Raw genomic sequence first — 12,418 nt, forward strand, 5'->3', positions numbered from 1 at the left:
TTTTCCATCAGGGAAACCATAGTGAAAAAGTGAAGGAGTGGCACAATGGAATATACCAGTATCTCAGACACAGGAATAAAAGCCTCCCGAATTGGACTCGGCACATGGGCGATCGGCGGAACCATGTGGGGAGGCACTGATGAAAAAACATCGATCGAAACCATCCGCGCCGCTCTTGATAAGGGGATCACACTGATTGACACCGCGCCGGCGTATGGGTTCGGGCAGTCCGAAGAAATTGTCGGGAAGGCGATCAAGCAGCATGGGGCAAGAGATCAGGTTGTTCTTGCCACTAAAACGGCGCTGGATTGGAAAAACAATCAGCTGTTCCGCCATGCTAACAGAGCGAGAATTATACAGGAGGTCGAGGATTCCCTGCAACGTCTTCAGACGGATTATATCGATCTATATCAGGTGCACTGGCCTGATCCGCTTGTCCCGATAGAGGAAACAGCAGAAGTGATGAAGGAATTATATGATGCCGGGAAAATCCGCGCGATCGGCGTCAGTAATTTTTCGGTTGAACAAATGGATACATTTCGGGCTGTTGCTCCGCTTCATACAATCCAGCCTCCTTACAATCTGTTTGAAAGGGAAATTGAAGAGAATGTGCTTCCGTATGCGAAAGACAAACAGATGACAACACTATTGTACGGCAGTTTATGCAGAGGGCTGTTAACAGGAAAAATGACAGAAGATCATTCGTTTGAGGGAGACGATCTCCGAAATCACGATCCGAAATTCCAGAAGCCAAGATTTAAAGAGTATCTTTCTGCTGTCAATCAATTAGATGAGCTGGCGAAGACACGGTATGGAAAATCAGTGATTCATCTGGCCGTCAGATGGATTTTAGACCAGCCGGGAGCTGGGATCGCCCTTTGGGGGGCTAGAAAACCTGAGCAAATAGAGGCGGTATCAGAAATTACCGGCTGGACGCTGAGCAGTCAAGATAAAAAAGACATCAATACCATATTGGAACAGACGATATCAAACCCGGTCGGACCGGAATTTATGGCGCCTCCGACAAGAGAGGGCATATAACAAAAAGCTGAGGATGATTCCTCAGCTTTTTGACGTTAAGAAAAGAGAAATCTTAAAAATTAGTACCAGGTAATAAAAAATGTTGTTATAATAAGTAACAGAAAGAATCATTGATTACGACAAAGGAAGTGCGATATGTATAAGTTTTGTGCAAATGCTTTAAAAGTTATTCTTTCTCTTCGCGGAGGAGTGAAGGTGTATAACAAAGAAAACCTTCCGGCCGATTCAGGTTTTGTCATCGCGTGTACACACTCTGGCTGGGTTGATGTGATCACACTCGGAGTCGGGATTCTTCCTTATCAAATACACTACATGGCGAAAAAAGAGCTTTTTCAAAATAAATGGATCGGTTCGTTTCTGAAGAAAATTCATGCCTTTCCGGTAGATCGGGAAAATCCCGGCCCAAGCAGCATTAAAACGCCGATTAAGCTGCTGAAAGAAGGAGAAATTGTCGGAATCTTCCCAAGCGGAACAAGAACCTCTGAGGATGTGCCTTTAAAAAGAGGCGCAGTGACAATTGCGCAAATGGGGAAAGCGCCCCTTGTTCCGGCCGCTTATAAAGGACCTTCAAGCGGAAAGGCGTTGTTCAAAAAAGGAAAAATGAAGCTGATTATCGGTAAACCTTTGCAGCAGGCTGATTTTGCCCACCTTCCGTCTAAGGAAAGGCTAGCGGCTATGACAGAGGCTTTGAATAACAGCATTAAAGAGCTTGAAAAGAAGCTGGAACAACTTTAATTCATCAGTCATTGCATTCATCCATTTCCCGATTGTTTATAATTTCCTGGGCCATTAGCTATACTAAATGAGGTATTGATCATTGGGAAAGGTTACGGATCATGAAAAAAATGATAATAGTCGGGGCTGGAATTTTGGGAGCATCAACAGCATATCAGCTAGCCAAAATGGGTGCAGAGGTTCTTGTTATAGATCGGAAAGATAAGGGCCAGGCCACCCATGCAGCGAAAGGCATTATCTGTCCATGGCTGTCTCCTCGCCGTGATCAGGCTTGGTACCGGCTGGCAAAGGACGGAGCGCGCTTTTATCCTCGGTTCATAGAAGAACTTAGAAAAGAAGGCGAGACGGACATTGGTTATGCTCAAGTCGGTGCTCTTAGTATTCATCAAGATATAGAAAAGATAGAAAAGATCGAAAAACGTGTGCGGGAGCGTAAACAAGCTGCCGCGGAAATTGGTGAGATTACCTTTCTTCATGAAAACCAAACCGCTGATTTGTTTCCTCTGCTGGCTGAACGGTACCATTCTGTTCATATAAGCGGAGCCGCCCGCGTGGATGGAGAAGTGCTGCGAGATACATTGTTGAGATCTGCTCAAAGAAACGGTGCAGTCATTTTAAAAGGTGATGCTGCGCTTCGACATCATTCGAATCGTGTCACAGGCGTAACTGTCGGTAATGAAATCTATTCTTCTGACGAGGTTATTGTTTGTGCCGGTGTTTGGGCAGACCAATTGTTAGCGCCTTTGGGAATTCACTTCAAAGTAAGTGTGCAAAAAGCGCAAATTGTGTATGTGCAGGTGCCGAATGTAAATCATATCGACAGCTGGCCTGCAGTGATGCCGCCTTCCAAAGAATATCTTTTAGCTTATCATGATAATAGAATAGCGATCGGTGCGACACGTGAAGATGAGATAGGCGGACGTGATGTGCGGGTAACGGCTGGCGGGCTGCAGGAACTTCTGAGCAAAGGATTAGAAATGGCTCCCGGCTTAGCGAACAGCACCTTTCAAGAGGCAAGAGTCGGCTTACGCCCCTTTACACCAGGCGATGTGCCGGTGATCGGATCTCTTCCCGGCTGGAATGGGATCATAGTGGCAAACGGCCTTGGATCGTCTGGTTTAACAATGGGCCCCTATATGGGGGAGCAGTTGGCGAAGATGGCCCTCAAAATGGATTTGGATATCAATTTAGATGATTATGATATAAAAAAAGCAGCAGGGGTCCGGTGATCGCCTGCTGCTCTTTTGTGGTGTTTATATTTTTGATAATGATAGCTGATCCTCTGGCAGTGCTTTAAGAGAGCCGTCATTATTTAATACAGAACGCCATGTATAACGCGGTTCATAGCCAAGGACCTTTTTGGCTTTATCGATTGCCATCAGCGTTTCATATCCCTTTATATCTCTCTTTAAAGATACATCGGGGAAAAATCGTTTTACTAAGTCTTCACTCGGCTCTTTCATGATGGTATCGGGTGCAGTAATATGGAAGACGTCATTTCCGAGATTGTTTTTTTCGAGTGCTAGAAGGCAAGCATGTGCAGCATCCCTGACATCACAATACGCCCATGCGTTTTTCTTTTGAATATCCTTTTGCTGCTCGTTCCAGTGCATGCCTGGGATTTTTTCGTACTCATCAGGCTCATATATATTCGCAAAGCGGAGAGTGACAATTTGTGTATTGATCAGCTTTGAATACATATCTGAGAGGATTTCGGTCAGCCGTTTTGCCATCGCATAAGATGACTTTACGATCGTTGGATGCTCCTCGTCTACGGGAAGGTAACTGAGCTCGTCCGGCACAAATGGATATCCCAGCACTGTTTCACTTGAAGCCCACACAAGCTTACGGATTTTAAAATCTTTACAGGCTTCCAGGATATTAAAATTAACAAGCATATTATTTTCAAATATCGCCTGTGATGTATTCCTGACATCTGTAGGGATATTCCCAAGGTGAATCACAGCGTCACAGCCCATAATTAGCTGACATACCTGACCGTAATCCCGTAAATCAGCTTGAATAAATTTTTTCGATGCGGATTCTTCTTTTAATACTCTGTCTGATGCTGTCACATCATGGCCGGCCTCTAATATTGTTCTTACAGCCCAGCGTCCGATTTTACCTGCTGCTCCAGTTACGACAACTTTCATGTTTTCGCTCCTTTTCGATAATAATGCAGAGATGTTCGTTTTTCTCGCAGTTGCACCTTTTTAGAGTTCCCGCGGATGACCGATTTATTAGCAGCAGTTTTCAGAAGAGAGGTATGATCACGTCAAAAACGAACCAGAATAAAAAAAGACACCCCAATAAAGGGTGTCTTTTTTTATTCTGGTTCTTTCGACTCTCCAACTTCTATCAGCTCTTCTGCTGCGAGCTTTTTCACTTCAATATAAGCGACGTGGTGGCCGTCAATTTCATTAATAATAAATTCACAGCCTTCTTCGATAATTGAATCGTTCTTTTCAACATCGTATTTCTGAGTAAGGAACCAGCCGCCGATCGTATCGACTTCTTCATTCTCTAAATGAATGCCGAGCAGGTCGTTCACTTGGTCGATCAAGACTTTACCGTCCAGCATGTAATGGCCTTCGCCGATTTTGCGGATTTCGCTGATTTCATCAATATCAAACTCATCGCGGATTTCGCCAACGATTTCTTCAATAATGTCCTCTACCGTCACCAGTCCGGCAGTGCCGCCGTATTCATCTGACAGGATTGCCATGTGGACTCTTTCTTTTTGCATTTTGACAAGCAAATCATGGATCGGCGCAGATTCAATCACATGAATGATCGGATTCACGAATTGAGAGATGGTGGAATCAACAGAAACCTCGCCGCTGATGCAGGCGGTCAGCACTTCTTTAATATTAATAACCCCGATAATATTATCTTTATCGCCCTCTTCTACTGGGTAGCGGGTATATTTTTCAATTTGAATGATTTCCATCATTTCAGAAATCTTAATGTCGTGCGGAAGGCTGACAATCTCGGTCCGCGGGATCATAATTTCTTTCGCGAGCCTGTCGTCAAATTCAAAGATTTTATTCACATATTTAAACTCTGACTGGTTAATTTCACCGCTTTTATAGCTTTCCGACAGAATGATTCTTAGCTCTTCTTCAGAGTGAGCCAATTCGTTTTCTGATACGGTCTCCAGGCCAAAAGCTTTTGTCAATAACCGTGCGGAATTGTTCAAAAGCCAGATGAACGGGAACATGATGCGGTAAAACCAAATCAGCGGTTTCGCAAACAGCATAGACACTGCTTCCGCCTTTTGGATGGCAACTGTCTTAGGTGCAAGTTCTCCGACAACAACGTGCAGGAACGTGATAATGGCATACGCCAAAATAAACGATATGATATGTGAAAGGGAACTTGGTACGTCCAATTGTACGAAAAGCGGATGAACAAGCCTTTCAATCGTTGATTCCCCTAAAACCCCTAATCCAATGGAAGTCAATGTAATTCCAAGCTGACACGCAGATAGATACTCATCAAGATGCGTGGTCACTCTTTTTGCGGCAATTGCTGCTTTATTTCCTTCCGCGATCAGCTGATCAATCCGTGAGCCTCTGATTCTGATAATGGCAAACTCAGATGCTACGAAAAACGCCGTCAGGGCGATTAAAACAGCGACTAAAATCAAATTCACTATGTCCAATTAGAACCTTCACTCTACAATGAGAATGAAGGTAACACCTCCTGTTAGTAAAATGGTTTTAACTTAACAGCAGCATAAATGATTGGAACACGGCGAGCTTTTCGGGTGTAAGTTTGCTTTTTAGCTTGTCACGCTCCTCAGGCTCCAGCCGTTCAAACCGATGCAAGATTCCGGAGATGTTTTGATTCATATAATCAATTTCAGATGCCAGATTTCCAATTTCGTCATGAGCTATGGCTGAAGAGGGAAACTGGTTCTCCAGTCGATCTTTAATATCGGACAGGGCCAATCTCTGCTGCTTGCAATCTACAATAAATATGAGTCGTTTAAGTGCGTTTTCATCGTAGTAACGATAATTTGAACAGGATCTGGCCGGCGTCAGCAGACCAAGATTCGTATAATAATCAACTGTTCGTTTCGTTACTCCGGCAAGTGCCGCTAGTTCACTGATACGATAAGTCTCAGCCCCATCTAAATCCCTCCCAACCATCACGTTATAGTTATGAGAATAGTTTAATATATGAAGGGTGCCTTACACAAGTTTATTGTTTTTTTGAGATGCCGGATATGGAAATTGTGGCATCCGAATTCTGATTGAAGTAACATAGATAGATAGAATGTTCAATTTATATGTGCAGAAGGGACAGATGAGATTGGCTGGTTTATCGCGGGAAATTGAAGAGAACCTTAATAAAGGATCGTGGATTCGAAAGCTGTTCGATGAAGGAGCGAGACTGAAGAAAGAGTTCGGGAATGACCAGGTGTTTGATTTTTCAATCGGCAACCCGGTCGTTGAACCGCCTGAAGCCTTTACGAGAGCATTAATAGAAGAAGCTGAAAAAGGAAACCACGGATACATACAAAATCAGGGCCTTCCTGAAGCTAGAGAAAAAGTCGCGCAATTTCTGGCAGGCCGCTTTGCTGCCGAGTTTTCAGCTGAGCGCGTTGTCATGACAGTAGGTGCGGGCGGCGCATTGAATGTGGCGTTAAAAAGTATATTAAATCCGGGAGAAGAGGTCATCATTCTCGCTCCTTACTTTGCAGAATATAAATTGTATATTGAGAACTATGGCGGGAAGGCTGTCAGCTGCCCGCTGACAGCCCGGTTCGAGATTGATATTGAAGCGGTCAGGCAGGCGATCACCCCGCAGACGAAGGGTCTCATTCTGAATACACCGCATAACCCGACGGGAACCGTACTCAGCCAGAAAAATATAGATGATCTAGGCGCTCTGTTAAAAGAGATCGAAGAGACAAACGGCCAAACCATCTATGTGCTGTTTGATGAACCGTACAGTCAGCTGATTTATGATGAAGAACTGGCAAATCCGTTTCAAACGTATCACCGTGTCATTTTGGCGAGCTCATTCAGTAAAGACCTCGGCATAGCAGGGGAGCGGCTCGGTTATATCGGCTTAGACAGCAGCATGCCGGATGCTGACCTTTTGATAAACGCTTTTGTGTACTGCAATCGAACGCTTGGATTTGTAAATGCGCCTGTCATGATGCAGCGGGCTGTGGCGAGAATGGACGATTTAAGAATAGACGCAAGCGCTTATAAAGAGCGCAGGGATCTCATGGTTGATATTTTAAAGGAAGCCGGTTTTGAATTTGAAATGCCAAAAGGCGGTTTCTTCGTTTTTCCGAAGTCGCCAATTGAAGATGAAGTCGCATTTTGTGTGCATGCAGCGCAAAAATATAAATTGTTAATTGTACCGAGCAGCGGTTTTGGGATGAAAGGGCACTTCCGTTTATCCTTCAGTGTGCCGCTGGAGCAGATCAAAAAATCACGCGACATCTTTATTGCCTTATTTAAAGATTTTTCATAGGCCGTCTCAGACAAAAAGATAACAGCTAGTTGAGGCTGTTATCTTTTTTATTTGTCGTATGCCCCAAGCTTTGCCCCGTTCTTCAATTCCTGATTTTAACTCTCCCTCGGATAAACCGCCAAATTCAATCATAACAGCAGAGCCAGCAAAATGAAGGAAAAACCATTTATAACCACCTTGCCTGCGCTGCGTGATCGACGCATCTTTTAAGCATTCAAATGATCTAACGGTCACCAATTGTCCCATTTTAAACGAGCTTCATCCTATGCACGCCTCTAAATCAGTATACGAACGAATGAGCTGTATGAGCTTCAACAAATCAATGCCCGATATTTCAGCGAACAGCGTCTTGCCAATAGTTTTAGCATCTTAACAGGTGCAGAGTCAGAGATTGAAAGGCTATACACGGATATCGAGAACTTGCTGGCCGGATGAATCAATAGTTTGTCCCATGATAAAAGTCTAAAAATTAAAAATCATTTTTGGAATGAGTTGTGTTACAATAAAATATACAATTTATAATCAAACTTTGACTTGGAGGTGGTATGATGGGGCCCTCTGCTTAGGCAACAATACACCGCGTACCTCAATGTTAAGGAAAAATGATTATATCAGGAGGTGACTCCTTATCCTTTAATGAGGGGATAAGGTTAAATGGACGATATTGACAGTCTGATTTTAATTGGTGTGCTCATTGCTTTAACTGCATTTTTCGTCGCAAGTGAGTTTGCGATAGTTAGAGTAAGGAGATCCAAAATTGATCAGCTTATAACAGAAGGAAACAAACGGGCGATACTCGCAAAGCGTGTCATTACAGATTTGGATGAATATTTATCTGCATCCCAGCTGGGCATTACAGTGACATCGATTGGACTCGGCGTGCTGGGGGAGCCGGCATTTGAACGGCTGCTGCACCCATTGTTTGAACCGCTCGGCCTGCCGGAATCGGTTTCTCATGCAGTCTCTTTTGCGGTCGCGTACGGCTTGATTACATTTCTGCATGTTGTTGTAGGTGAACTGGCCCCGAAAACGGTCGCGATTCAAAAGGCTGAACAGCTAACCTTGCTGATAGCGGGTCCGCTGCGACTATTCTATTTGCTCCTGTTTCCGTTTATTTGGATCCTGAATGGATCGGCGCGGCTTTTATGCGGCATGTTTGGTTTAAAGCCGGCGTCAGAACATGAGGGTTCTCATTCTGAAGAAGAACTCAGAATGCTGTTGTCTGAGAGTTTAAAAAACGGAGAGATTAATCCGTCTGAATATAAATATGTGAATAAGATTTTTGAATTTGATAACCGCATTGCCAAAGAAATTATGATACCGCGGAAGGAAATGGCCGCTGTATCAACAGATATGACAATGGCCGAGATGCTGGAGGTTATGCTGAAAGAAAAATACACCCGCTGGCCTGTCACGGATGGGGACAAAGACAGTGTAATCGGCTTGGTCAATACGAAGCATTTGTTTTCTGATTTGCTGTTTATGACAGAAGAGGAAAGAATGAAAATGACGATCCATCCGTATGTGCGGCCAGTGATCGAAGTCATTGAAACAATTCCGGTTCATGATCTGCTGATTAAAATGCAGCGTGAACGCATTCATATGGCGATTTTGTCGGATGAATACGGCGGAACCTCGGGACTTGTTACGACAGAGGACATTCTTGAAGAAATTGTCGGCGAGATCAGAGATGAATTTGATGAAGACGAACAGCCGCTGATCCAAAAGCTTGGTGACCGCCATTATATTATGGATGGAAAGGTTCGCATGGATCAGGTGAACAGCCTTCTTGGCGCATCGATTCAAGAAGACGTGGACACCATCGGCGGACTGATATTGAAAGAAAACATTGATATTGAGGCTGGTGAATCCATTCGCATCGGATCATATACAATAAAGGTGCTGAAAATGGATGGCCGTTTGATTAAGCAAATAGATATAAAAGAAGAAATCAGCAAAACAACCGGGGTTACGGCCCACCATACGCTGCCGATGCCCGAGCCGGTCATGCTGAACAGTGCAACCTTGAGCGAGAAATAAGCTCAAGGTTTTTTTATGTCAGCAGCGTCCAGCCGCACCAAAACGCCAAGAGAGACCCGCAAAGCGTTAAGCCGATATATAGGATGCTTTCCTTTACACGCTTGGCCAGCAAGAGCTGAACACTTTCAACGCTGAAAGTGGAAAAAGTGGTAAAGGCGCCAAAAAAGCCGGTGCCGATGATGAGTGCTGCAGATGAATTTGTCACGTGAAGCCCTGTAAAAAGACCAAGACCGAGGGCACCCAGTATATTAACGGTCAAAATGCCGACTGGAAAACGAAGGCTTTCGGTTTTAGATGTTATGACATTGCCGAGCCAAAAACGCAGCACAGCACCGAGTCCTCCCGCTGCGAAAATACCAGCTAGTGTCATCATTGCTCCCGCCCCTTTCCTATTTGAAATCGGGCTAGTTGCCGTCCTGCCAAAACGCCAAAGAGGGCAAGCACGATTCCGGATATGAATGAGGAAGCCATATACAAAACAGCTAATGACGAATGGGATTGCAATAGCATGACCGTTTCTTTAGAAAATGTTGACATGGTTGTAAAGCCTCCGCAAAAACCGGTGCCTAAAAAAGCCGATAGCAAAGGCCGTTTCGCCCTAATTATAAAAAAGCCGGTCAGAACGCCTAGTAGAAGGCTGCCTGCCGCGTTCTCCAGCCAAGTTGCAGCCGGGAATATGTCATTGTTTATGCCGATGTTCAATCCGTATCGGAGACAAGCGCCAAGGGCGCCTCCGATAAAAACTGCACTATATCTATTCATGTTTTCCATCCTTTAATACGTAGTCCGGGTAGTCTGTGACAATACCGTCCACGCCTATGGCCTGCAATTTGGCTGCTGTTTTCTGATGCCTTACTGTCCATGCAAACACTTTTAATCCGTTTTTATGGGCGGAAGCGATCATGAGACGATTGAGACGTGTGTATTTGATGTTGACATAATTTGCGAAAGATTTGCAGGCTTTCAGCTGATTTCTGGACAGCATGCCAAAATTCGGCCTTGTAATAACGGCTGTCGGAATCGATGGATAAAGTTCGCGGAACCTTTGGATGGAGCGGAACCCAAAGGATTGAACAATATTGTTAATAGAAAAAGAAAATTGTCCTAACAGCTGTCCCACTTCTTCTTCAATCCCGATTTGCGAAGGATGGCCTTTTAGTTCAATTAAAAGTCCGATTTTTTTATGGTAGCGCTTGAGCACGTCCTCCAGAGTCGGGATTTTTTCTCCTTGAAAAGCGGGGCCGTACCAGCTTCCTGCATCGAGTGCCTGCAGCTCCTTCAGCGTAAAATCCTTAACAAAGCCTGAACCGTTTGTTGTCCGGTCCACTCTGTCATCGTGTATAACGACAATCTGCCTGTCTTTTGTTAGCTGGACATCCAGCTCAATCATATCTGCATTCATTTCTGCCGCGAGATCAAATGCAGCAATTGTATTTTCGGGAGCGTAGCCGGATGCTCCGCGGTGGGCAATGGTGTACAAGCTTGTCAGCTCCTCATATGGGCATTTCTGTTATTGTATCAAATCCATATATGCACCGCGATACCAACTTGTGAATTTTTTTCTGTCATATTTGAATAGTCCAAGCTGAAAACAACGTATAACTGAAACAAGAACACTCACCGTATCCGAGCATATTTCGGCAGAAAAATAGTGCTTTCGACATGTTCACAAAATATTCTGTTACTTTATAATAGCAAAAAAGGAGGCGAGATCATGGGAAAAGGGAGAATCAGAGTGGAGGAAAGAATTAAAGCCGAAACAGATGTTGAAATGCAAAAAGCAACTCTCCTTGATCAGACACAAACGAAAAAAAGTAAGTGACTGTCCCTATTGAATCTGGCTGAATGGTTAAAATGAGAAATTGCCCCGGCGCTCCGCCGGGGTTTTGTGTTTTATAAAGACATTTAGAGAAGCATTCTGCCGAATATTTTAGTATAATAAACATTCGATTGGGATAGAGGGGAGACTGCCATGCTAGATCATCTGCAGCAATATTTCACGCTTGATAAAATCATACAAACCGGCATCAGTTTGGCAATTTTGCTGTTGTTTCTTATACTAAGAAAACTGTTTACAAGATATTTCTTTAATTTGCTTTTTAATATGACAAACAAACCGAAAACCGAAATTTTTAAACAGGTGGTTGTGGCATTCGATAAGCCTGCCAGGTGGTTTTTTGTTGCCTTAGGGCTGTTTTTAGCGATCCGCTATTCACCGTTTTTAGATGCACAGATGCCGCTGATCAGCAAAATATACCGCTCGCTGATTGTGGCGCTGTTGAGCTGGGGGCTTTGTAATTTGACCGCTACATCATCTTTTATTTTTCATAAAGTGAATCAGCGCTTCGAACTGGATATGGATGATATTCTGGCGCCATTTTTGTCTAAGCTGCTCCGTTTTGTCATTATAGCGCTCAGTGTGAGCGTGATCGCGCAGGAATTTAATTATGACGTCAATGGGTTTGTAGCGGGCCTTGGGCTTGGCGGATTGGCTTTTGCGCTAGCAGCGAAAGACACGATCAGCAACTTCTTTGGCGGAATCATCATTATCACTGAAAAGCCGTTTACGATCGGTGATTGGGTGGAGACGGCGACAGTGACCGGATCAGTGGAGGATATTACCTTCAGAAGCACAAGATTCAGAACAGCGCAGGGTGCGCTTGTAACGGTGCCGAATTCCACGCTGTCGATGGAAGCCATCACGAACTGGACGAGAATGACCAAGCGCCAGATTACGTTTTCCATTCATGTATCCTACGCAACGCCGATTGAGAATTTGGAACGCTGCATTCGTTCGCTCAGAAAGATGCTGCTTGAACATGAAGGCGTCGATAATGATACAATCATGGTCAATTTCGATACGTTTGCTGACAGCTATTACAATTTATTTTTCAACTTCTATACAAAAACAACGGTTTGGGCGGAGAACCTTCATGTCAGAGAGGATATCAACTATAAAATTATTGAAATCCTCGGCGCTGAAGGGGTTGAATTTGCTTATCCCGGACAAATGGTGTATGTCAACCAGAAGCACCAGCACGATCCGTTTCAAGTAAATCTCAATAAAGGGGAAAAGGAACGGGCTTAAAAAAGAAAGACTTCGTCTCAA

Annotated in this window: 14 protein-coding genes; 7 read left to right on the forward strand and 7 right to left on the reverse strand. The window is 44.2% G+C overall.

Annotation, left to right across the window (positions count from 1 at the left end; genetic code table 11):
• Positions 1–45: 45 nt before the first annotated feature.
• From NYE43_RS05205 to NYE43_RS05215, 3 genes are all read left to right on the forward strand, one after another.
• The gene (locus tag NYE43_RS05205) at positions 46–1,041 is read left to right on the forward strand and encodes an aldo/keto reductase (RefSeq protein ID WP_185848138.1); all 996 of its coding nucleotides are present in this window, start codon (positions 46–48) and stop codon (positions 1,039–1,041) included.
• A 135-nt stretch (positions 1,042–1,176) separates the two neighbouring features.
• Entirely contained in the window at positions 1,177–1,776 is a 600-nt protein-coding gene (locus NYE43_RS05210) for a 1-acylglycerol-3-phosphate O-acyltransferase (protein ID WP_024120737.1), read from the forward strand.
• Positions 1,777–1,877: 101 nt separating this feature from the next.
• A complete protein-coding gene (locus tag NYE43_RS05215; RefSeq protein ID WP_024120738.1) occupies positions 1,878–3,005 on the forward strand; it encodes an NAD(P)/FAD-dependent oxidoreductase in 1,128 nt (375 codons plus the stop codon).
• A 24-nt stretch (positions 3,006–3,029) separates the two neighbouring features.
• On the opposite strand, the gene NYE43_RS05220 is transcribed toward NYE43_RS05215, so the two are convergent.
• The 3 genes from NYE43_RS05220 to NYE43_RS05230 form a co-directional block, all read right to left on the reverse strand.
• A complete protein-coding gene (locus NYE43_RS05220; protein WP_101860894.1) occupies positions 3,030–3,929 on the reverse strand; it encodes an NAD-dependent epimerase/dehydratase family protein in 900 nt (299 codons plus the stop codon).
• 173 nt (positions 3,930–4,102) lie between these two features.
• Positions 4,103–5,440, reverse strand: coding sequence for a hemolysin family protein (locus tag NYE43_RS05225; protein ID WP_341061152.1), 1,338 nt, complete (start codon positions 5,438–5,440; stop codon positions 4,103–4,105).
• A 58-nt stretch (positions 5,441–5,498) separates the two neighbouring features.
• A complete protein-coding gene (locus NYE43_RS05230) occupies positions 5,499–5,930 on the reverse strand; it encodes a MerR family transcriptional regulator (RefSeq protein ID WP_095713762.1) in 432 nt (143 codons plus the stop codon).
• A gap of 157 nt (positions 5,931–6,087) precedes the next feature.
• Here NYE43_RS05230 and NYE43_RS05235 point away from each other — a divergent pair, with 157 nt between their 5' ends.
• Positions 6,088–7,269, forward strand: coding sequence for a pyridoxal phosphate-dependent aminotransferase (locus NYE43_RS05235; protein WP_326323244.1), 1,182 nt, complete (start codon positions 6,088–6,090; stop codon positions 7,267–7,269).
• Between the two features lie 6 nt (positions 7,270–7,275).
• Here NYE43_RS05235 and NYE43_RS05240 read toward each other — a convergent pair whose 3' ends face one another.
• On the reverse strand, positions 7,276–7,515 hold the full coding sequence (locus tag NYE43_RS05240; RefSeq protein WP_326323245.1) for a hypothetical protein: 240 nt from the start codon (positions 7,513–7,515) through the stop codon (positions 7,276–7,278).
• A gap of 408 nt (positions 7,516–7,923) precedes the next feature.
• On the opposite strand from NYE43_RS05240, the gene NYE43_RS05245 reads away from it, so the two are divergent.
• On the forward strand, positions 7,924–9,309 hold the full coding sequence (locus NYE43_RS05245; RefSeq protein WP_101863766.1) for a hemolysin family protein: 1,386 nt from the start codon (positions 7,924–7,926) through the stop codon (positions 9,307–9,309).
• A 13-nt stretch (positions 9,310–9,322) separates the two neighbouring features.
• On the opposite strand, the gene crcB is transcribed toward NYE43_RS05245, so the two are convergent.
• From crcB to NYE43_RS05260, 3 genes are read right to left on the reverse strand one after another with little or no spacing between them, the layout of a single operon-like run.
• Positions 9,323–9,679 (reverse strand): fluoride efflux transporter CrcB, encoded by a 357-nt coding sequence (gene crcB, locus NYE43_RS05250; RefSeq protein WP_024120744.1) that lies wholly within the window; start codon positions 9,677–9,679, stop codon positions 9,323–9,325.
• Entirely contained in the window at positions 9,679–10,071 is a 393-nt protein-coding gene (locus NYE43_RS05255; protein WP_341061156.1) for a fluoride efflux transporter FluC, read from the reverse strand. The genes crcB and NYE43_RS05255 overlap by 1 nt, the downstream gene beginning before the upstream one ends.
• Positions 10,064–10,789 (reverse strand): glycerophosphodiester phosphodiesterase, encoded by a 726-nt coding sequence (locus NYE43_RS05260; RefSeq protein ID WP_151174873.1) that lies wholly within the window; start codon positions 10,787–10,789, stop codon positions 10,064–10,066. Before NYE43_RS05260 ends, NYE43_RS05255 begins: the two co-directional genes overlap by 8 nt.
• 234 nt (positions 10,790–11,023) lie before the next feature.
• Between NYE43_RS05260 and NYE43_RS05265 the strand changes: the two genes are divergently transcribed.
• Both NYE43_RS05265 and NYE43_RS05270 read left to right on the forward strand, forming a co-directional pair.
• Positions 11,024–11,131 (forward strand): YhdX family protein, encoded by a 108-nt coding sequence (locus NYE43_RS05265; RefSeq protein ID WP_024120747.1) that lies wholly within the window; start codon positions 11,024–11,026, stop codon positions 11,129–11,131.
• Positions 11,132–11,281: 150 nt separating this feature from the next.
• Complete coding sequence (locus NYE43_RS05270) at positions 11,282–12,397, forward strand: mechanosensitive ion channel family protein (RefSeq protein ID WP_095713728.1); 1,116 nt, start codon at positions 11,282–11,284, stop codon at positions 12,395–12,397.
• Positions 12,398–12,418: the final 21 nt, after the last annotated feature.

This window comes from Bacillus sp. FSL R5-0434, assembly GCF_038004745.1.
In the GTDB taxonomy this organism is placed as follows: domain Bacteria; phylum Bacillota; class Bacilli; order Bacillales; family Bacillaceae; genus Bacillus; species Bacillus halotolerans.